The sequence below is a fragment of the Bacteroides faecis MAJ27 genome, from assembly GCF_900106755.1.
In the GTDB taxonomy this organism is placed as follows: domain Bacteria; phylum Bacteroidota; class Bacteroidia; order Bacteroidales; family Bacteroidaceae; genus Bacteroides; species Bacteroides faecis.
In genome coordinates, this window is sequence record NZ_FNNN01000009.1 from 113,583 (window position 1) to 135,617 (window position 22,035).

16 protein-coding genes are annotated in these 22,035 nt (G+C 44.0%); all 16 read left to right on the forward strand.

The window, feature by feature from the left end; genetic code table 11:
- Positions 1-562: 562 nt before the first annotated feature.
- Positions 563-3,376, forward strand: coding sequence for a TonB-dependent receptor (locus BLW31_RS09950; RefSeq protein ID WP_029425242.1), 2,814 nt, complete (start codon positions 563-565; stop codon positions 3,374-3,376).
- A gap of 4 nt (positions 3,377-3,380) precedes the next feature.
- Positions 3,381-4,613, forward strand: coding sequence for a DUF4876 domain-containing protein (locus BLW31_RS09955; protein ID WP_010536314.1), 1,233 nt, complete (start codon positions 3,381-3,383; stop codon positions 4,611-4,613).
- Complete coding sequence (locus BLW31_RS09960) at positions 4,606-6,114, forward strand: DUF6850 family outer membrane beta-barrel protein (RefSeq protein WP_010536313.1); 1,509 nt, start codon at positions 4,606-4,608, stop codon at positions 6,112-6,114. Before BLW31_RS09955 ends, BLW31_RS09960 begins: the two co-directional genes overlap by 8 nt.
- Positions 6,115-6,146: 32 nt before the next feature.
- Positions 6,147-7,766, forward strand: coding sequence for a fimbrillin family protein (locus BLW31_RS09965; protein WP_010536312.1), 1,620 nt, complete (start codon positions 6,147-6,149; stop codon positions 7,764-7,766).
- 33 nt (positions 7,767-7,799) lie between these two features.
- On the forward strand, positions 7,800-8,387 hold the full coding sequence (locus BLW31_RS09970) for a hypothetical protein (protein ID WP_010536311.1): 588 nt from the start codon (positions 7,800-7,802) through the stop codon (positions 8,385-8,387).
- Entirely contained in the window at positions 8,374-8,940 is a 567-nt protein-coding gene (locus tag BLW31_RS09975) for a PepSY-associated TM helix domain-containing protein (RefSeq protein ID WP_010536310.1), read from the forward strand. The genes BLW31_RS09970 and BLW31_RS09975 overlap by 14 nt, the downstream gene beginning before the upstream one ends.
- Positions 8,941-8,962: 22 nt before the next feature.
- Complete coding sequence (locus BLW31_RS09980) at positions 8,963-9,850, forward strand: ABC transporter ATP-binding protein (protein WP_010536309.1); 888 nt, start codon at positions 8,963-8,965, stop codon at positions 9,848-9,850.
- Positions 9,851-9,899: 49 nt separating this feature from the next.
- On the forward strand, positions 9,900-10,568 hold the full coding sequence (locus BLW31_RS09985) for a hypothetical protein (protein WP_010536308.1): 669 nt from the start codon (positions 9,900-9,902) through the stop codon (positions 10,566-10,568).
- 43 nt (positions 10,569-10,611) lie between these two features.
- Positions 10,612-11,646 (forward strand): DUF4857 domain-containing protein, encoded by a 1,035-nt coding sequence (locus BLW31_RS09990; RefSeq protein WP_010536307.1) that lies wholly within the window; start codon positions 10,612-10,614, stop codon positions 11,644-11,646.
- 214 nt (positions 11,647-11,860) lie between these two features.
- Positions 11,861-13,153, forward strand: a complete 1,293-nt coding sequence (locus BLW31_RS09995) for a lamin tail domain-containing protein (RefSeq protein WP_010536306.1) — start codon at positions 11,861-11,863, stop codon at positions 13,151-13,153.
- 91 nt (positions 13,154-13,244) lie between these two features.
- The gene (locus BLW31_RS10000) at positions 13,245-14,723 is read left to right on the forward strand and encodes a sodium:solute symporter (RefSeq protein ID WP_010536305.1); all 1,479 of its coding nucleotides are present in this window, start codon (positions 13,245-13,247) and stop codon (positions 14,721-14,723) included.
- A 14-nt stretch (positions 14,724-14,737) separates the two neighbouring features.
- Positions 14,738-17,206 carry a DUF4922 domain-containing protein gene (locus tag BLW31_RS10005; protein ID WP_010536304.1) on the forward strand — a complete coding sequence of 823 codons (2,469 nt, stop codon included), beginning with the start codon at positions 14,738-14,740 and terminating at the stop codon, positions 17,204-17,206.
- The gene (locus BLW31_RS10010; RefSeq protein WP_010536303.1) at positions 17,203-18,564 is read left to right on the forward strand and encodes a SpoIID/LytB domain-containing protein; all 1,362 of its coding nucleotides are present in this window, start codon (positions 17,203-17,205) and stop codon (positions 18,562-18,564) included. The genes BLW31_RS10005 and BLW31_RS10010 overlap by 4 nt, the downstream gene beginning before the upstream one ends.
- Before the next feature lie 16 nt (positions 18,565-18,580).
- The gene (locus BLW31_RS10015) at positions 18,581-19,888 is read left to right on the forward strand and encodes an AmpG family muropeptide MFS transporter (protein ID WP_010536302.1); all 1,308 of its coding nucleotides are present in this window, start codon (positions 18,581-18,583) and stop codon (positions 19,886-19,888) included.
- A gap of 43 nt (positions 19,889-19,931) precedes the next feature.
- Positions 19,932-21,047 (forward strand): acyltransferase family protein, encoded by a 1,116-nt coding sequence (locus tag BLW31_RS10020; RefSeq protein WP_010536301.1) that lies wholly within the window; start codon positions 19,932-19,934, stop codon positions 21,045-21,047.
- Complete coding sequence (locus tag BLW31_RS10025; protein ID WP_010536300.1) at positions 21,044-21,895, forward strand: ATPase; 852 nt, start codon at positions 21,044-21,046, stop codon at positions 21,893-21,895. Before BLW31_RS10020 ends, BLW31_RS10025 begins: the two co-directional genes overlap by 4 nt.
- Positions 21,896-22,035 lie beyond the last annotated feature (140 nt).

Below are 22,035 nucleotides of genomic sequence, written 5' to 3' on the forward strand. Positions count from 1 at the left end.
ACAAAGTGTTTCAAGCGCTTGAAACTTTTTGAAACACCTGTCGATAGAGTTGAATGAACCGCACCATCCGGTCAGGTTGACCGGATCTGTTGCTCCAATTCACCTGTTCTTTCAGAAGGCTTGAACCATTTATCGGCCAATAATGCATGACGTCTCAGCTATTAACGTCTGATTTATCAGTTATTAACAGCCGGGACATCAAGCATTAATAGTTAACATATCAAGCATTAACACACTAGAAATCAACAAATAACATCAGGAAAACAATATACTACAGGACAAAAACAGAGTGAGAGCAAACGCTTGCTCTCACTCTGCTACCACAGTTGCTACCATAGCTGAAACACCGATGAACAAAGGGATACAGACAGACAGTGAGAGCATGGGAGCAAAACCTATGTTTAATTCACTTGGAGAGAAAAAGCAGGAAACGGAATCAAGCTATACCTATTTATGGGTACTCATATACCTAAAATTAACCATTATTTGCGATTGTACCATTGGCGATATAGAGCGAAATTTGCACAAAATTTGTTCTATGAGATCTTCTGCACTTAAAATAATGCTTTGCTTGCTTCTTTCTTTCACTGTTTTCAGAATTGAAGCCAGCCCCAACATTTATTCTATCTCCGGTCGTATCTCCGACGAAAGGGCGGGTTCTCCATTACCCGGTGCATCCATCCTGATCAAAGGTACCTATTTGTGGGCAATATCCGATCAAAAGGGAGAATTCACGATACAAGGAGTACAGGAAGGCAAGTATAATCTGGAAGTTTCCTTCCTCGGCTATGTTCCGGCCACAGTTCAAGTGGATGTGAACCATCCTATAAAAGGATTAAAAATACTGTTGAAAGAAAATACGCTCGCATTGGATGATGTGGTGATTACCGCACAGGCTCCCAAAAGCGAACTGAATACAACTCTTGTCATCGGAAGTAATGCGTTGGAACACTTGCAGGTATCTAATGTAAGCGATATCTCTTCCCTTCTTCCGGGAGGGAAAACGAAAGTTCCGAACCTGACCAACAACAATGTATTTTCATTAAGAGACGGAGGTTCGTCTGCAGGTAACGCGGCATTCGGTACGGCAGTAGAAGTGGATGGCGTACGCATTGGCAACAATTCCTCTTTTGGTAACATGAGCGGAATAGACACCCGCAACATTAGTGTAGCAGATATCGAGTCGGTCGAAGTCGTTACAGGAGTACCTTCGGCAGAATATGGAGACCTGAACAGCGGTATGGTGAAGATACATACCAAAAAAGGCAAGACCCCGTGGAATATTCTCCTGTCTGTCAATCCCCGTACAGAACAGGTTTCCTTTTCTAAAGGACTGGATTTAGGGAATGACAAAGGTACTGTCAACATCAGCGGCGAATGGACCAAAGCCACTCAGAAATTAACTTCACCCTATACATCTTACACACGAAGAGGATTCTCTGCCGGCTATAGCAATACATTCCGCAAGGTGCTTAGATTCGATGTCGGATTCACCGGCAACATTGGAGGTATGAACACCAAGGACGATCCTGATGCATACACCGGAGAATACACGAAAGTAAGAGACAATGTATTTCGGGCAAACACCTCATTGACATGGTTGCTCAACAAGTCATGGGTTACCAACCTCAAACTTGACGCATCCGTATACTTCAATGACAATCACTCGCACGCGCATACCTTCTATTCTTACGCGTCCGAACAGCCTGCCGTTCACACCGAACAAGAAGGCTATTTCATTGCCAACAAATTACCATATACCTTTTTTGCCGACCAGATCATCGATTCCAAAGAACTGGATTACGCCGCATCACTGAAATATGAATGGAACCGACGGTTCAACCATGTGAACAGCAATCTGAAGGCCGGTGTTCAATGGAAAGGGACAGGAAACGCAGGAGAGGGAGAATACTATCAGGACCCTTCGTTAGCTCCTAACGGATATCGTCCGCGTCCGTACACATCTTATCCGTACATGCACAATGTTTCGCTTTATGCAGAAGAAAACTTATCATTCCCTGTCGGCAGCACAATGGTAAGACTCATGGCAGGCGTACGTTGGGAGAATCTGTTCATCAGCGGTACACAGTATGAGAAGTTGAATACGGTATCTCCCCGTTTCAATGCCCAATGGCAGTTGAACAGCCACATTTCCATCCGGGGCGGATGGGGAATTACCGAAAAGCTGCCGTCGTACTATGTATTGTATCCCAGACAGGAATACCGGGATATCCAGACATTCGGGCTTTCTTATAATAATAATGAGTCATCCTACATCTATTACAGTCAGCCATACACGTTGCTACACAACGAAAAGCTGCGCTGGCAGCGGAATCAGAATGCGGAACTAGGTATTGACATGAACATGGGCCGGACAAAAGTTTCATTGGTCGGATATTTCAACCGAACGAAACTGCCTTATAAATATACCAACAGCTATACTCCGTTTTCATACAATGTGCTTCAGTTACCGGACGGATTCAGCATGCCCGCCAATCCGCAGATCAATGTGGACAACCAGACGGGAATGGTCTATATACGGGAAAACGAATCCAGCTATTGGACACCGATGGACGTAAAAGTAACAGATCAGACATTTGTCAAGTCTGCTTCACCGGATAATGGAACGGATGTAGTCCGCAGAGGAGCCGAAATGATTGTCGACTTTCCGGAAATAACTCCTATCCGTACACAAATCCGGGTAGATGCCGCCTATACGTATAGCAAATACATTGACAATTCGCTATCTTACTATTATCAGAACGGATGGTCGCACACCAGCCTTGCCAACCGTTCGTACCAATATGTAGGTATTTATGCCAATGGCGACAATCCATCAGCAACAGCCAACGGCAAACGCACACACTCACTGGATGCAAATATCACAGCGATTACCCGTATCCCCAAAGCCAGACTGATTATATCATGCAGGCTGGAAGCTTCTTTGGTGAAGCGGTCGCAAAACATATCCGAGTACAACGGCAGAGAATATGCTTTCAATGTCAGTCAGGACAATCATACAAAAACAGGAGGAAGTATTTATGACGGCAATTCTTATACGGCCATCTATCCGGTGGCATATCTCGACCTGAACAATGAGGTGCATCCTTTTACCGAGGCCGAAGCCGGAAATCCGGAATTTGCCCATCTGATACGCAAGTCGGGCAACGCCTATACATTTGCCGCAGATGGATATGATCCTTATTTCTCCGCCAATATTAATATCACCAAAGAGATCGGTGACCATGTATCTCTGTCTCTCAATGCTATTAACTTTACCAACTCACGACCGTATGTGAAATCGTATGCAACCGGTGTCAGTGCCGTTTTCACTCCGGATTTCTATTACGGACTCACTTGCCGCGTTAAATTTTAAACTTATGAAGCGATCTATATACATATTATTAGTAACTGTTGTTTATGCCGTAGCCGGATGCACGGACATCGACAAGGCCAATCCTTATGATGACCAGCTGCATACGCTGCAAGTCACCGCCGTTTATCCGGATGAATACGCTGAATATCTCCGGGAGGGAGTGACTGTGAAAATAGAGGATGTGGACCGTGGCAACTCTTACCGGACAAAGACCGACAAGAAGGGAACGGCACAATTCTCACTGACCAATGGTATATACCGCATACAGGTCAGCGACAAGAATGGAACGCATATCTTCAACGGACTGGCAGACAATGTGAAACTGGTCAACAGCGACATGACCTTCAGTCTTCCATTGACTCATTCCAGAGCCGGAACAATCATTATCAAAGAAATCTATTGCGGAGGATGCAAAAAGCTGCCACTGGAAGGAGATTACCAGTCCGACAAATACATCATCCTGCACAACAACGATTCGGAAGTACAGTACCTCGACAGCTTGTGCTTTGGAGCACTCGATCCTTATAATTCACACTCTACCAATGTATGGGTGACACAAGACGAGATGACCGGAGCAACGATCTTCCCCGATTTCGCCCCCGTTATCCAGTGCATCTGGCAGTTTGGCGGTACCGGCAAATCGTTCCCCCTCCAACCGGGTGAAGATGCAGTCATTGCCATCAACGGAGCGATCGATCATGCGGCGCAATACCCGCAATCTGTCAACCTGAACAAACCCGGGTACTTTGTATGCTATAACAATGTTTATTTCCCGAATACGCTGTACCATCCGGCTCCGGGCGATCAAATCACACCGGACCACCACCTGAATGTAGTCATCAAGACAGGACAAGCCAATGCGTATTCTTACTCGATTTTTTCTCCCGCCACCATCATCTTCAAGGCTAAAGGGACTACCATACAGGACTATGTTCTTGGAGCGGGCAACGTCATACAAAAGCCCGGAAGCACAGTGGACCAGGTCATAAAGATTCCTCTGGACTGGGTGATTGACGGAGCGGAAGTATATTATGGCGGTTCTTCAAGCAACAAAAAGAGAATCTCCCCTTCTATTGATGCCGGCTACGTCACCCAAAGTGCAACGTACAGCGGACGCAGCCTATATCGCCATATAGACGAAGAGGCCACGCAGGAGGCAGGCTATGAGGTAATGGCAGATACGAACAACTCTTCTACCGATTTTTATGAACGGGATAAACCATCATTGCATGAGTAATATGAAAAGAATCTATATAGAATGTCTGCTGCTGTGTATCGTGTCCGGAATATCGGCACAGACTTATGACATAGTAGAACGACGCAACTCATGGAACGCCGGAGCCAATGTCACAGGTATCATGATGGAGAACACGAACGCCTCCTATGCCGAATTGTATGGCAGCAATAATCAGGGTGACTTCCGCAACTCTTACGAGGCAAGCAAGACGTGGAGTGCCGGAGCGACAGCGAAGTCCATTACGCATCTGAAAGATTACTCTTTAATCGGATCATTCTCGTTCGACCACACTTCCGGCAAGGATATGAGCGGTTCTATGTTTATCCATCCCGGATTTTATCCTGTAGATATTCTGGAGTTCACACCCGGACGCAAAGACCTGCAAACTTACTCCTTTATGGGAGGTATAGCCACCAATTTGAACCCGAACTGGCGTCTGGGAGGAAAGATAGACTTTGCTTCTGCCAACTACTCCAAACGAAAAGATGTGCGTCATACCAATTACCGACTGGATCTGCAAGTGGCTCCCGGCATCATGTATCATTCGGGAGAACTGGCCATCGGGCTTTCCTACATTTTCGGTAAAAACAGCGAATCAGTCAAAGCGGAAGTAATCGGTACGGCAGAAAGTCTGTACAATGCTTTTCTGGACAAAGGATTGATGTACGGAGCCTACGAAACATGGAATGGCAGTGGCATTCACCTGAGCGAATCGGGCATCAACGGTTTCCCTATCAAGGAGTTATCACACGGAGGAGCACTGCAGTTTCAATGGAAGGGTTTCTATGGTGATATTGAATACACCCATTCTTCCGGCTCTGCCGGTGAAAGAGAAACCATCTGGTTCAAATTTCCCACTGACCGGCTCACTTCCCATATCAGCTATCGTTTCAGGCAAGGCAGTAACGAGCATTTTATCCGATTCAATCTGCAATGGTCTCATCTGGTCAACAATGAGAATGTGCTGAGTAAAGAGACTGTCAACGGAGTGACAAATACTCATATTCATGGTTCGAACCGTATCTTCGAAAAAGAAGTTTTCACGGCCAATCCCGAATATGAACTAATGAGCCGTCGGGGAGAAGTGCGTTTGGGAACGCATCTTTCCACCTTCAAACAACTCACTACCCAGATGTATCCTTATGTAGCTTCACAAAAGATGTTTTGCAGCCGGACGTATGTTTCCGGAGTGCTCCATACGGGAAAGTTAGATTTGAAAGCAGCCGTCTCTTTCTCGACAGGAAACTCCAGCGAGAAAAACAGGACTGCCGAAACGAATACGGAACCCGGTGATCCTCCGTATCGTCTGACAGATTACCACAATCTGCAAAACGAATATGCAACGGCTTCCCAAGCAACTTTCAATCTCGGATTACGCTATAACTTCAACCGGGGAATTTATGCGGAAGTTCAGGGCAGCTATACACACGGCTTCAACCTCCGGTATATAGAAGGTTCGAGCCGCTGGAACGAAACGATTAAGTTAGGTTATACTTTTTAAATTTATTCTTTTACATAATATAAAACTATCTAATGATGAAAAAGGGGATATTATTTGTGCTGGCAGCAGCGTTTCTGGCATCCTGCCAACAAGAAGAAGAGAACGGAGTTGTATCATCGGTCGACCGGGTGACTATCACTCCTATTATTACACGTGCCACAGAAGTCAACTTCGAGAATCAGGACCAGATTGGTCTGAGTATCACTAAAGAAGACGGTACGGAATATGCCAAGAATGAGCTTATGACTTTCAATGACGGTGCTTTTACCGGAAGTCTGAAATGGTATCCCGAAGGGGCCGACAAGTCTTCATTCGTGGCTTATTATCCGTATACCTCAGCCGGTGTACCGACTTCATTCACCGTGCATGCAGACCAGAGCGACAAGTACGGAATCTCCGACTTTATGGCGGCAAGCAAATCCGAAGTACTTCCTTCGGCTAACTCAATCAGCATGGTCTTCAAACACATGCTTACCAAAATGGTCATCAATGTGACAAACGAAACTCATTTAGATATTTCGTCGGTAGTTCTCAAAGGGGCTGTTCCCACTGCCAATATCGATCTGGCTACCATGAAGGTAACCGCAAGCGAGAGTGCCGCGGCAGCAAACGTCACAACACAACAGGTGACAAAAAACACCACTTACCGTGCTATCGTAGTTCCACAGACGGTTGCATTCACTCTTGCTGTAACAACCTCAGACAATAAGACTTTGACGCAAAGACTCGCATCTACAACGTTAGTTCAAGGTGGTCAATATAGTGTCAATGTCCGTGTATTGTCCGATGATATCATTGTGACGCTCAGTGGTGAGATAGAAAACTGGACGGAGGAAGGAGAAATCGGAGCAGATAATACGGTTCCTTTTGAAGAGCATCTGGACGAAAACTATTTCTTATATGACGAAGTAAAGTATAATACCGTAACTCTTGCCAACGGTACAATATGGATGGCTGAACCACTTTGCTATCTGCCTAAAGGATATACTCCATCCAGTGACCCGACAGCAGATTCTCATATTTGGTATCCATACGAAATCGTAGACGGTGCAACAACCGCACTAACAGACAATGCTTCTGTAAAAGAGCTGGGCTATCTATACGATATGGAAGCCGCACTTGGTAAAACTATAACCGAAAGCAATTATAATACTTTTGAAGGAGCACAAGGAATTTGTCCGAAAGGCTGGCATATACCGACACGTATCGAATACTTCAATCTTGTTGGTAAAACTACAGCTGATGCCGATGGTAAAACACCGGATAATAGTCAAGATGCCCTCTTCTATGATAGCGGCTATGACGGAGCCAAAATTCAATCCCTGATTGATGCCGGACTCAATTACAAATTCTCCGGAACTCGTATGATGGCAAATTTCACTGCCACTCCCAGTTATCAGAAGACTGTAATATCCAGTGCTACCAGTACAAAGACAGAATGGTATAATAAACCTGCCTTGAATCATTATATGACTTCAACTGCCTATAAGCCAGTGTACAATGCATCAAAGGTACTCACGAACATCCAGTTCTTTGGATTGATGAGTACATTTACATCCGCCAGATATCCGGAAGGCAGATTGTCATTAAGTTACATCAGCATGAAGTCCGGTCAGCAACTCCGTTGCGTAAGAGACAAAGCAGCAGAATAAAATTTTAAACTATATATAAAACAAGCTATAACAATGAAAACAAAAAGACTAAACATCGCAATCGCCCTACTGGCGGTTGCCCTCATCGGAACCTCTTGTGGAAACAAACAACAGAAAAGTTCCTCGGACACAACAACAGAACAGGCTACATCGTCTGCTTTAGAAATTGACTCTCTTCTTGCCAATGCCGAAAGTCTGGCAGGGCAAGAAGTAACCATCGAAGGTGTTTGCACACATACCTGCAAGCATGGTGCCAGGAAAATCTTCCTGATGGGTAGTGACGACACACAAGTGATCCGCGTAGAAGCCGGCACACTGGGAGCATTCGACCCGAAATGTGTGAACTCCATTGTCCGCGTCACCGGAACACTGAAAGAACAGCGCATTGACGAAGCTTACCTCCAGAACTGGGAAGCACAGCTCAAAGCACAAGCTGCCGAAAAGCATGGCGACGGAGAAGCCGGATGCGACTCTGAAAAGAAAGCACGCGGTGAAACAGCCAGCACTCCCGAAGCCCGCATAGCCGACTTCCGTGCCAAGATAGCAGACCGGAAAGCGAACAGCGGTAAAGAATATCTGTCTTTCTATTTCATGGAAGCTAATTCGTATGAAGTGGAGTAACAGCATCCGTAAATGGAGTCGACTGATACACCGTGATTTATCATTTTTCTTTGCCGGAATGGTCTTGATTTATGCCATTTCCGGCATTGTAATGAATCATCGTGACACTATCAATCCCAACTTCTCCATCGAACGGAAAGAATATAAGATTACCGGGAAGCTACCGGGCAAAGAGGGAATGAAAAAGGAAAAAGTACTTACCCTGCTACAACCATTAGGAGAGGAAGGCAACTATACCAAACACTATTTCCCGAAAGCGGACATCATGAAAGTATTTCTGAAAGGAGGGTCCAACTTGCAGGTAAACGTCAGTACAGGAGAGGCTGTCTACGAGTCAGTCACCCGCCGGCCACTCATCGGAGCAATGGCACGTTTGCACTACAACCCCGGACAATGGTGGACTTACTTTGCGGATATCTTCGCAGTCGGCCTCATCATCATCACCCTTTCCGGAGTCATCATGCTGAAAGGCAATAAAGGTATTATCGGCAGAGGAGGAATAGAAATGATTGTCGGAATTATCATTCCCGTCCTTTTTCTTCTCTTCTTTTGAACAGAATAACTGATATAATAAAATGGAACAAATTATAGAATGTAACAACCTGACGCACTATTACGGCAAACGGTTGATTTACGAGAATCTCAGTTTCACAGTCCCCAAAGGACGCATCCTCGGACTACTGGGCAAGAATGGTACCGGAAAAACCACGACCATCAACATCCTGAGCGGCTATCTGAAACCACGCTCCGGAGAATGCCGTATCTTCGGGCAAGAGATACAGACGATGGCTCCGGCATTGCGCCGCAACATCGGACTGCTGATCGAAGGGCACGTACAGTATCAATTCATGACCATCACGCAGATAGAGAAGTTCTACGCAGCCTTTTACCCGGGCCAATGGAAAAAAGAGGCTTACTATGAGCTGATGAACAAGCTGAAAGTAGCTCCCGGACAGCGTATCTCACGCATGTCTTGCGGCCAACGTTCACAAGTGGCTCTCGGACTGATCCTGGCGCAGAATCCCGAACTCCTTGTATTAGATGATTTCTCACTCGGGCTCGATCCCGGCTATCGCCGCCTGTTTGTGGATTATCTTCGTGATTACGCCCGCTCCGAAGGCAAAACCGTCTTCCTGACCTCGCATATTATTCAGGATATGGAGCGACTGGTAGACGACTGTATCATGATGGACTACGGAAAGATTCTGATTCAGAAACCGATTGATGAATTACTGAAAGAAGGACGCCGCTACACATGTACTGTTCCCGAAGGTTACGAACTTCCCGCATCCGATGATTTCTATCATCCTTCCGTTATGAGGAATACGCTGGAAACATTCTCCTTCCTTCCGCCTGCAGAGGCAGAAGTGAAACTGAAATCAATGTCAGTGCCTTATACGGACTTGCATAGCGAGCATGTGAATCTGGAAGACGCCTTCATCGGTCTGACCGGTAAATACTAAGGTTTCCATCATTCACAAATCAAAATTCACCAATCAAAATTCCAAAAGAATGTACGCTATATTTTATAAAGAATGGATAAAGACCCGGTGGTATTTTCTACTTGCCGTGATCACGACGCTCGGTTTTACAGGCTACTGTATGCTTCGTATCAACCGGGTAGTAGAAATGAAAGGCGCTGCGCATGTATGGGAAGTCATGATGCAACGGGACGCCATATTCATCGAGATGTTACAATACATTCCCCTGATTGCCGGAGTACTGATGGCTGTCGTGCAGTTCGTCCCCGAGATGCAGCGCAAATGTCTGAAGCTGACCCTGCATCTGCCTTATCCCGAACTGAAGATGACGGGCAATATGCTGTTCTCCGGTTTAGTGTTGCTGCTTGTCTGCTTTGCTTCCAACTTCCTGCTGATGGAAATTTATCTAAGCGGAGTGCTGGCTCACGAACTGAAGAATCATATATTGCTGACTGCCCTCACGTGGTATCTTGCCGGTATTTCCGGATACCTGCTCGTCGCATGGATCTGTCTCGAACCGGCATGGAAACGCAGAATCATCAATCTCATTATCACCGTGCTATTACTGCGAATCTTCTTTCTGTCGCCCACACCGGAAGCTTACAACAAGTTCCTCCCGTATCTATTGGTTTATACTTTGCTGACCGCTTCTTTCTCATGGCTTTCCATAGTGCGGTTCAAAGCGGGAAAACAGGACTAAGAGAATGAAGAATGAAGAACTAAAAATGAAGAATTAAATAAAGATGAAACGTTTCAGTACCATACTATTATATGTCACCATCGCGTTCCTGCTTCTCTGGCAGTTGCCTTGGTGTTACAACTTCTTTGTCGTAAAACCGGAGAAGACTCCTTTTACGCTATATAGTTTCGTGATCGGCGACTTTGCCTTAATGGGACAGGAAGAAGGAAAAGGAACCGTACGTCGCGATGCTGCCGGAAATATTTATTCCGAAGCGGCCTTCGACAGTATCCTCCCCATGTTTTATTTCCGCCAACTGATGTCCGACGAACGCTTCCCGGATACAATTAACGGGATAGCCGTCACTCCGAAAATCGTACAGACGGAAAACTTCAATTTCCGCAGTGTACCTACGGATATCAATGCTCCTTCTATCGGCCTTTATCCTTTGTTGGAGTCCATGTCCAGACGTGTGGACCTGAAGATGCCGGATGATGTATTCCGCATTACGTCCAAAGGTATTGAGTTTATCGATATGGCTTCGAATAGTGTAAATGCAGAAAAAAGCCTTCAGTTCACAGAAGCGATGGCGAAGAAAGATTTTCATTTTCCTGCCATTGAGATTGTAGGAAATCCTACGGTGAAGAAGGAGTACGATGAAGGATATCTTCTGCTGGATGCCGACCGTCGTCTGTTCCATCTGAAACAGGTGAAAGGACGCCCTTATGTCCGCGCTATTCCGTTACCCGAAGGACTGACATTAGAGCACCTATATCTGACGGAATTCAGAAACAAAAAGACGCTTGCCTTTCTGACAGATGTCAATAATGCCTTTTACGTGCTGAGAAGCCGCACATACGATATAGTGAAAACAGGCATTCCTGCATTCAATCCCGAAACGGATGCACTGACTATCATAGGCAATATGTTCGACTGGACAGTTAGGGTGACCAGCCCGGCCTCTGATAATTATTATGCTTTGAATGCGGATGATTATTCACTGATAAAGAAACTGGAAAATGAATCGAATACGCATTATATGCCCGGTATTACTTTCACTTCTTATACAGATAAATATGTGATGCCGCGTTTTGAGTAATCGATAAAGGGTTGCCCCAAGTCTTGTTACAACAGACCTGCGGCAACTCTTTTCATTAAACGACATATGTATGTAAAACTAAAGTAGCTATCTTTTATTTATTCAACATTATACCTTATCTTTGCCTCATCAAACAATTATCCACACCGCAATTGCCTCTGCGTAACACACAAACAAATACGGTAAAAAAGATAACAACTATAATTATAACCGTATGAAAGTTTGTAAAGCCCTGATTCTTTTGAGTCTTTTCATGGTTGCATTCTACAATTGTGCACCTCCGCCCGATGAAGACACAAAGGAAGAAACAGGAGAAGACACCACTACAGCCGAACTTCCCTGGACAGGAGAAACGGATAAATTTACCATTAATACCAAAGAAGGAGTACATCTCAATGATCCGGAAGAAGATGCCGGCACAGCCTACATCACATTTCCGTCTTCTTCCGTCCATAATACCCGGTGGGAGTTTGGAGTACGTCTGACATTTAATCCTTCTGCCAACAATTATGCCCGTTTTTATCTTACTTCCTCTTCAAATGTCCTTTCCGGTGAATTAACCGGATATTTTATTCAGATAGGAGGAGCCAAAGACAACGTGGCACTTTACCGGCAGAACGGGGCAGAATTAAAACTGTTAGCTTCCGGCAGAGAGCTTATGAAGGGGAACAACTCACCTAAACTCTACGTCAAAGTAGAATGCGACAACAATGGATACTGGACTTTCTGGACACGGTTGCTGTCAGAAGAAGAATATACGAAAGAAAAACAGATCAAAGACAGCAGCATACAAAATTCCGTCTGTTGTGGCATATACTGTGTTTACACAAAGACCCGCTGTGACGGCTTTACTTTCCATCATATACAATTATCCAATGATGTGGAGACAACTACGGAACCGGGGGAAACACCGGATCATCCGGAAGAACCTGAAACACCGGAAAAGCCCGTTCTCCCCGATTACCCGGAAGAAGTAAAGAATCTATTATTGTTAAATGAAATCATGTATGACAACGCAACATATGGTGCAGAATACATAGAGCTTTACAATCCATCCAATTCCACCGTTTCGGTCCCGTCATTAAAACTATTGAGGTACATTGACAATGGTTCCGGTACAACGCAAACCACGACAACTGCCATCTTGAAGCATCCGGACAAGAATCAAAGGCTGGACTTTCCTCCTCATGGATATATCTGTCTGACAAAATCTGCTGCCACACTTATCAATAAACACAAAGCTGATAAAAATAATATCATACAAATATCCACTTTCCCACGAATAAACAATGATGGAGGCTATCTGGCCATAACCACCAATGAAGAAAAACCAAGAATCATAGACAAATGCATTTACTCCGACAAGATGCATAACGAAGGAGTAAGAAACCAGGGTGTATCTCTTGAAAAGAAATCACCGGAGCTAAAGTCGGCTCTAAAATCGAACTGGAGTTCCTCAAAAAACGCAACAGGAGGCACTCCGGGAAGAAAAAACGAACAAGAATAAAAGTTTATAGATTAAAATCCCTACATTTGTCAGCAAAGAAGTAAAAAGAGTTTCGGATGATTTCATCCACAAACGAATTTAAACAGCAGCTATGAGTCCAATCATCTTATCTGTTACGATTATAGCCTATTTTGTGATCTTGTTTACCATCTCCTACATAGCAGGACACAAAGCAGACAATGAAGGATTCTTTGTCGGGAATCGTAAATCAGCATGGTATATCGTTGCTTTTGCCATGATTGGTTCTACTATTTCGGGAGTCACCTTTGTATCGGTGCCGGGTATGGTACAAGCCAGCAGCTTTTCCTATTTACAGATGGTATTGGGATTCATCGTCGGACAGTTCATCATTGCCTTTGTACTTGTCCCTTTATTCTATCGGATGAAATTGGTTTCCATCTATGAATATCTGGAGAACCGATTCGGAACTTCCTCCTACAAAACCGGTGCGTGGTTCTTTTTCATCTCCAAAATGTTAGGAGCAGCCGTACGGTTATTTCTGGTATGCCTGACCTTACAACTGCTTATTTTCGAACCCTTCGGCATTCCTTTCCTGGCAAATGTGATTCTTACCGTATTTATCGTCTGGCTTTACACATTCCGGGGAGGAGTAAAATCATTGATCTGGACTGATGTGCTGAAAACATTTTGCCTGGTCGTCTCTGTTGTACTTTGTATTTATTATATTTCTTCGAGCCTGCATTTGAATTTCGGCGGTTTAATCAGTACCATTTCGGATAGCGATTTATCCAAAATGTTTTTCTTCGACGATGTAAATGATAAACGATATTTCTTCAAACAGTTTCTGGCAGGCGTATTCACAGTGATTGCCATGAATGGGCTCGATCAGGACATGATGCAACGAAACCTTAGTTGCAAGAACTTTCGGGATTCGCAAAAGAATATGATCACCAGTGGCATTTCACAGTTTTTCGTGATATTGCTTTTCCTGATGTTGGGAGTATTGCTTTATACATTCACAGCCCGGCAAGGCATAGAAAATCCGGCTAAAAGCGACGAATTATTTCCCATGATTGCTACCGGAAACTATTTTCCCGGAATGGTGGGCATCTTGTTTATTATCGGGTTAATAGCCTCTGCCTATTCTGCTGCCGGTTCGGCACTAACCGCTCTGACAACTTCTTTCACAGTAGATATCCTCAATGCCCATAAGAAAGAGGATGCGATTCTCAGCAAAATACGAAAACATGTTCATATCGGTATGGCCGTTATTATGGGAATTGTTATTTTTGTATTCAATCTCCTGAATAATACCAGTGTCATTGATGCTATTTATACATTGGCAAGCTATACGTATGGTCCTATTCTCGGGTTATTCGCTTTTGGCATATTTACCAGGAAACAAGTTTATGATAAATATATTCCGTTGGTAGCTATTCTTTCTCCTGCACTTTGCTACATATTGCAAAGTCACTCGGAAGCCTGGTTCAACGGATATCAGATTAGTTACGAGTTGCTTATACTTAATGCTCTCTTCACCTTTTCAGGACTTTGCATACTAATAAAAAGGAAAGACAAAGTAAAAGTATCTGCAAACTCTCCCGATTAAATAAAAAATTAAAGATGAAAATTACAATCAACTGTTTCCTGCCTTTTTGCAGACAGGAAGAAACGATACAGACAGTTAAAGAATTACGCACATCGGAATTGGTAGATAAAATCTATTTGCTGGTACCGGAAGCTACCGATATCTGTCTACCCGGATGTGAACTGATTTCTATAGCGAATATCCAGTCGACAGAAGCGATGAAAGCGATCGCTTCCCATTCCAATGGAACATATACCTTACTTTACACCAAGCATACTGAACTAAAGCTGGGATTATTCGCTCTCGAACGAATGGTTCAAATAATGGAAATGACGCAGGCAGGCATGGTATATGCCGACCGTTATCAGCAAGTGAATGGTATACGGAAAGCGGCTCCCGTTATCGACTATCAATTCGGCAGCCTGCGTGATGACTTTGACTTCGGTTCTGTCATGCTTTTCCAAAGCGAGGTTTTCAGAAAAATGGTAAAGGCTACCAAAGAAGACTATCAGTATGCAGGATTATATGATTTACGCCTCAAAATCTCTCAAAAGAAAAAACTGGTACATATCAACGAATATCTATATACAGAAATAGAAAACGATACCCGGAAAAGCGGTGAGAAACAGTTCGACTATGTAGACCCGAAAAATCGCCGGGTGCAGATAGAAATGGAACAGGCATGCAGCGAACATCTGAAAGCTATCGGCGGATATCTGGAACCCTGTTTTCAGTCAGTCAACTTTTCAGCCTCTACTTTCGAATATGAAGCATCTGTCATTATTCCCGTACGCAACCGTATCCGTACTATCAAAGATGCGGTCCGCTCCGCTTTGAACCAGCAAACCTCTTTTCCATTCAATGTCATCGTAATCGATAATCATTCTACAGACGGAACCACAGAAGCCCTTCGGGAGTTATGTACTGATTATCGGCTGGTTCATATAATCCCCGAAAGAAATGATCTCGGTATCGGAGGATGCTGGAACACAGGTATCCATCACGAGAAATGCGGCAAGTTCGCTATCCAACTCGACAGTGACGACGTATACAAAGACGAGCATACTTTACAAATCATGGTAAACGCTTTCTATGAACAAAACTGCGCCATGGTAATCGGTACCTATATGATGACAGACTTCAACATGAAAGAAATGGCGCCCGGCATCATAGACCACAAAGAATGGACTCCCGAGAATGGTCGCAATAACGCTTTACGCATCAACGGACTGGGAGCTCCCCGTGCCTTCTATACTCCCCTCCTCCGGGAAATCAACGTGCCGAATACCAGCTATGGAGAAGACTATGCACTCGGACTATGCATTTCAAGCAATTATCAGATAGGCAGGGTATATGATGTCGTTTATCTCTGTCGCCGCTGGGAAGGTAATTCGGACGCTGCATTAGCCATCGAAAAGGTTAACCAGAATAATGTATACAAAGACCGTATCCGCACATGGGAATTGCAACGGAGGATTCAAGTAAATAAAATAAAGCTGAAACCTCAAAAAGCAATCCTACAATTAATTGAAGAACAGACCCACTCATGGGAACTTGCCAAACAGAACTATCAGGCATTGGAAGAGTACCGAAAGCAAATGAAAAAAATGAGTCTGGCCGGAAAGGATTTCGATATGCTTGTATATACCTTTCCTAATCCCAAACGCATACTTTCGGCTACTGCGCAGACAGACACCTCCTCCATTCATGCACGCCCCTGCTTTCTATGCCAGGAAAACCGTCCGCAGGAACAAAATTTTGTCAGCTATAAAAATTATCAGATATTGGTAAATCCTTACCCCATATTCAAACAGCATCTGACAATTATCGACAGAAAACATACACCACAATCCATCGTCCAACGTTTCGATGATATGATAGATTTCTCCAGTTTGCTGCAAGAGAACTTCATTTTATACAATGGTCCCGAATGCGGAGCATCTGCTCCGGACCATGCTCATTTTCAGGCTTGCGGAAAAGAGGAGGAACTGGAAGGTGCACTAAGTGCGGATTGGCACAAAGAATTGTTGATTGAGAAGAGTAATGTAGAAATACATTCGATTGACAATCCAGTCACTGCAATTCTTATCCAGACAAAGGACAAAGCAACAATGTCACGTACATTCAAGCAGCTTTACGATATACTCGCTGCTGATAAAAACGGAAAAGAACCAATGATGAATATCCTTACCTGGTACGGTTTGGAAAAACATAAAGATTTTTTCCAAGGATACTACGAATCTGAATTGAAAGATTTGACACTGCGTTATCACTGCATGATCTTCCTGCGTAGCAAACACCGTCCGGACTGTTATTATGCAGAAGGAGATGAACAAATTCTTATCAGCCCGGCTATTGCCGAAATGAATGGCATATTTCCTGTTGTCCGGGAAGAAGATTTTCCCAAACTGACTCCCGAGAAGATATATGAAATCCGTCGGGAAGTTTCTATGCCTCAGGATGAGTTTATAAAAATTACAGAACGCATAAAGGCAGCATTATGAAAGAACCTCAGATAACAGTCGGTATCCTTTCCGGAAAAGAAATCGAGTTCTTTCTCCCGGAAAGTTTCGTTACCCCCGATGGCACGATGGCATCAGGGATACAAAAGGCTGTTTTTCAAAAAGGAAAGATATACTGGCAAGGGAAAGCATATAATGAATTATCATTCTCTCCCATACAGGATACTGATACTTTCTTTGAGCTAAAAGATGTTACCATCGGCATCAATTTCCATTGGGAACGCAAAGAAACACAAAGATTCAAAGGGAGTCTGAAAATAATCGTTGAAGAGGAGAGGCTAACAGCTATCAATGTAATTTCCATTGAAGAATATCTGACTAGTGTGATTTCATCGGAAATGAGTGCCACTGCTTCTTTAAGTCTCTTAAAAGCACATGCAGTCATTTCCAGAAGTTGGCTGGTTCATAAATTAAGAACGAGAAACATTCTAAATGAAGAATTAAGAATGAAGGATGAAACATTAGGGATGGCTACACGAAAAGAAAACACAGTCGGTTCTTCCTCCTCTACTTCTGATGCTTCACTCATCAAATGGTACGATCATGAAGCACATACACACTTTGATGTTTGTGCCGATGATCATTGTCAACGTTATCAGGGAATTACCCGTACTTCCACCCCACAAGCTATCGAAGCCGTATCTTCTACCAGGGGAGAGGTGCTTGTATACGAAGGAGAAATCTGTGACACACGTTTTTCCAAATGTTGCGGCGGCGCTTTTGAAGAGTTCCAAAATTGCTGGGAAAATGTCAGGCATCCATACCTGACCGGTCAACGTGATGCCTCTGCAATCCACCTGCCCGACCTGACGATAGAAAAAGAAGCAGAAAAATGGATACGTACATCACCTTCCGCTTTCTGCAATACGCAAGATAAAAGAGTGCTGAGCCAGGTTCTCAACAACTATGATCAGGAAACAATAGACTTCTATCGTTGGAAAGTCAGTTATACCCAACAAGAACTTTCAGCACTGGTCCATAAACGTTCGGGAATCAATTTCGGAGAAATCATAGACTTGATTCCTGTCGAACGGGGAACTTCCGGACGTCTTGTACGATTAAAGATTGTAGGTACTTTACAAACGCTTATTATCGGAAAAGAACTGGAAATACGCCGTACCTTATCCCCTTCCCATCTTTATAGTTCCGCATTCGTGGTTGACAAAGAAGGGGAAGAGGGTCAAGTACCCACCCGCTTCACTTTCACCGGAGCAGGTTGGGGGCACGGAGTAGGACTTTGCCAGATAGGTGCGGCAGTTATGGGTGAACAGGGATACAACTATAAAGACATTTTATCCCACTATTATCCTGGTAGTGTGCTTGAAAAACAATACGAATAATTCTAAGATCAATACCATGATGACAATAAGAGATACCAATCACAGTATGTCGGTAAAGCGTAGAAATCCCTGGAACTGGATTCCTACACTCTACTTTGCGGAAGGACTGCCCTATGTAGCCGTAATGACAATCGCCGTCATTATGTATAAACGGCTGGGATTGTCAAACACAGAAATTACGCTTTATACCTCCTGGCTCTATCTGCCATGGACCATTAAACCGTTATGGAGTCCTTTCGTTGATTTGGTAAAAACAAAACGTTCCTGGATCATTGCGATGCAAGGTTTAATCGCCGCAGGATTTGCAGGCATCGCCTTTTTTATTCCGACAACACATTTTGTACAACTAACTCTGGCTTTTTTCTGGCTGATGGCATTCAGTTCGGCTACTCATGACATAGCGGCTGACGGATTCTATATGCTTGGACTAAATAACAAAGAACAGTCTTTTTTCGTAGGTATCCGAAATACATTCTATCGTTTTGCCAATATCTTCGGACAAGGTATTCTCGTCATGCTCGCCGGATGGCTCGAAACCTCACAAGGCAACATTCCTTTGGCTTGGAGTATCACTTTTTATCTGATGGCAGGATTATTTCTTGCTCTCACCCTATACCACCGGTTCATTCTTCCACATCCTGATACCGATATCAAACGAGAAGGACTCACGGCCAGTAAGTTGCTCGAAGATTTCTTAAAGACATTTATATCTTTCTTCCAAAAGAAGCATCTGGGACTCATGTTTTTCTTCTTGCTTACCTACCGGCTCGGAGAATCACAACTAGCTAAAATAGCCTCCCCCTTCTTACTGGATGATGCAGAACAGGGAGGCTTGGCGCTTTCTACCGCCACTGTCGGAATGATCTATGGCACAATCGGTGTCATCGCTCTGCTTCTCGGAGGAATTATCAGCGGTTTTCTGGTTTCACGTGATGGCTTTAAGAAATGGATATTACCAATGGCACTGGCTATTAACCTCCCCGACCTCCTATATGTATGGATGGCAGCAGCTACACCGGATAACCCCCTATTTATCTCCATTTGTGTAGCTATCGAGCAGCTAGGATATGGATTTGGATTCACCGCCTATATGCTTTATCTGATTTACATTGCAGAAGGAGAACACAAGACAGCTCACTATGCCATAGGTACCGGTTTCATGGCACTGGGCATGATGATTCCGGGAATGCCTGCAGGATGGATACAGGAGCATATCGGATACACGAATTTCTTTATCTGGGTATGTATATGTACGATTCCCGGTATCATAGCGTCATTAATGATCCGCAATCGACTGGACGATTCATTCGGAAAAAAAATATAGAACAGAATTACTTATAACTTAACACATTAAAAAAGTAACAGTCATGAATGTAACAAGTAACAAACGCCTATTGGCACTCGATGTAATGCGAGGCATTACCATCGCCGGAATGATTTTAGTGAACACCCCCGGCTCCTGGCAACATACGTATGCCCCTCTCAAGCACGCTGAATGGATCGGCTTGACTCCTACTGACCTCGTATTTCCCTTCTTCATGTTTATCATGGGGATTTCGACGTACATCTCTTTACGGAAGTATGATTTTACCTTCAGTATACCTGCCGGTTTAAAGATACTCAAACGAACGGTCATCATCTTCTTAATCGGCATCGGTATCAGCTGGCTTTCCATTCTCTGTTTCCAGCATGATCCTTTTCCAATAGATCAGATTCGCATTCTTGGGGTCATGCAACGGCTTGCTTTGGGATATGGAATTACTGCATTGGCCGCTCTTCTTATCAAACATAAATATATTCCGTATCTGATAACAGTTCTTCTGATCGGTTATTTCATGATTCTTGCCGTTGGTAACGGATACGTCTACGACGAAACAAATGTCCTTTCTATAGTGGATCGTGCTGTATTGGGCCAGGCGCATATTTATGGTGGTGCCATTCTGGACCCAGAGGGTTTATTAAGTACGATTTCTGCCGTCGCTCATGTAATGATCGGTTTCTGTGCAGGCAAACTATTAATGGAGGTAAAGGATATCCATGAGAAACTGGAACGTTTATTCCTGATAGGCACTATCCTCACTTTTGCTGGTTTTCTACTAAGCTACGGTTCGCCAATCTGCAAAAAGATATGGTCTCCTTCTTTTGTTCTGATCACTTGTGGTATGGGTTCCAGCTTTTTAGCACTACTTGTCTGGATCATCGACATCAAAGGCTACAAAGGCTGGAGTAGATTCTTCGAATCATTCGGAGTCAATCCACTTTTTATTTATGTACTCGCTGACATTCTGGCAATTCTTTTTGCTATGATTCCAATGACTTATGCCGGCGAACCAACTTCTTTACACGGATACATATACAGTGCCCTTTTGCAACCGGTTTTCGGAGACAAAGGAGGCTCTCTCATATTTGCCCTGCTCTTTGTCCTCCTCAACTGGGCAATCGGCTATATACTATATAAAAAGAAAATATACATTAAGATATGATACTTATTGCAGACAGTGGCTCTACTAAAACCGATTGGTGTGTCGTACTCAACGGCACGCTGATCAAACGAATCGGAACGAAAGGGATCAACCCTTTCTTCCAATCGGAAGAAGATATTCAACGAGAACTGACCATTTCTCTCCTTCCTCAGCTACCGGAAGGAAAGCTAAATGCAGTCTATTTCTACGGAGCAGGTTGTACAGCTGAAAAGGCTCCGGTTCTCCGGCGTGCCATCGCTGACAGTTTACCAGTCATCGGTAATATAAAAGCAAACTCGGATATGCTAGGGGCAGCCCGTGGATTATGCGGACATGAGAAGGGAATTGTCTGTATTCTGGGTACCGGCTCCAATTCCTGTTTTTATGATGGAGAAGAAATCGTAAGTAATGTCTCACCACTAGGTTTCATCTTAGGCGATGAAGGAAGTGGGGCGGTTTTAGGAAAGCTATTGGTCGGAGATATTTTAAAGAATCAGCTCCCTGCCCAATTAAAAGAAGAGTTTCTAAAGCAGTTTGATCTGACAGCACCTGAAATTATCGACCGGGTTTACCGTCAGCCATACCCCAATCGCTTTTTAGCAAGCCTTTCTCCTTTTCTTGCACAGCATCTGGAGGAACCGGGCATCCGCACAATAGTGCTTAACAGCTTTATCGCTTTCATCCGCAGAAATGTGATGCAATATGATTATACACAGTATCCTGTACGTTTTATCGGCTCCGTTGCTTATTGCTACAAAGAAATACTCCAGGAGGCGGCAAAAGAAACCGGTCTCGGAATAGGAAAGATACTTCAAAGTCCGATGGAGGGATTGATAGAATATCATACTTCTGCCAACCACTTGCTATAGGCTACATTTGCAGGCAGGCAGAAAAGAATGTGCTAAAATTTCAGGCACGGATCACACGGATTTCACGGTTTTAAGAGATTAGATGGACTATTAAACCGTGTTAATTCCGTGAAATCCGTGCCTATATAATAACATTATAA

Bases quoted from the DNA above. Each gene is read 5' to 3' on its own strand.
- BLW31_RS09955 (WP_010536314.1), top strand. From the start codon at position 3,381: ATGAAGCGATCTATATACATATTATTAGTAACTGTTGTTTATGCCGTA.
- BLW31_RS10010 (WP_010536303.1), top strand. From the start codon at position 17,203: ATGAAAGAACCTCAGATAACAGTCGGTATCCTTTCCGGAAAAGAAATC.
- BLW31_RS09975 (WP_010536310.1), top strand. From the start codon at position 8,374: ATGAAGTGGAGTAACAGCATCCGTAAATGGAGTCGACTGATACACCGT.
- BLW31_RS10015 (WP_010536302.1), top strand. From the start codon at position 18,581: ATGATGACAATAAGAGATACCAATCACAGTATGTCGGTAAAGCGTAGA.
- BLW31_RS10020 (WP_010536301.1), top strand. From the start codon at position 19,932: ATGAATGTAACAAGTAACAAACGCCTATTGGCACTCGATGTAATGCGA.
- BLW31_RS10025 (WP_010536300.1), top strand. From the start codon at position 21,044: ATGATACTTATTGCAGACAGTGGCTCTACTAAAACCGATTGGTGTGTC.
- BLW31_RS09985 (WP_010536308.1), top strand. From the start codon at position 9,900: ATGTACGCTATATTTTATAAAGAATGGATAAAGACCCGGTGGTATTTT.
- BLW31_RS09990 (WP_010536307.1), top strand. From the start codon at position 10,612: ATGAAACGTTTCAGTACCATACTATTATATGTCACCATCGCGTTCCTG.
- BLW31_RS10005 (WP_010536304.1), top strand. From the start codon at position 14,738: ATGAAAATTACAATCAACTGTTTCCTGCCTTTTTGCAGACAGGAAGAA.
- BLW31_RS10000 (WP_010536305.1), top strand. From the start codon at position 13,245: ATGAGTCCAATCATCTTATCTGTTACGATTATAGCCTATTTTGTGATC.
- BLW31_RS09980 (WP_010536309.1), top strand. From the start codon at position 8,963: ATGGAACAAATTATAGAATGTAACAACCTGACGCACTATTACGGCAAA.
- BLW31_RS09960 (WP_010536313.1), top strand. From the start codon at position 4,606: ATGAGTAATATGAAAAGAATCTATATAGAATGTCTGCTGCTGTGTATC.
- BLW31_RS09965 (WP_010536312.1), top strand. From the start codon at position 6,147: ATGATGAAAAAGGGGATATTATTTGTGCTGGCAGCAGCGTTTCTGGCA.
- BLW31_RS09970 (WP_010536311.1), top strand. From the start codon at position 7,800: ATGAAAACAAAAAGACTAAACATCGCAATCGCCCTACTGGCGGTTGCC.
- BLW31_RS09950 (WP_029425242.1), top strand. From the start codon at position 563: ATGCTTTGCTTGCTTCTTTCTTTCACTGTTTTCAGAATTGAAGCCAGC.
- BLW31_RS09995 (WP_010536306.1), top strand. From the start codon at position 11,861: ATGAAAGTTTGTAAAGCCCTGATTCTTTTGAGTCTTTTCATGGTTGCA.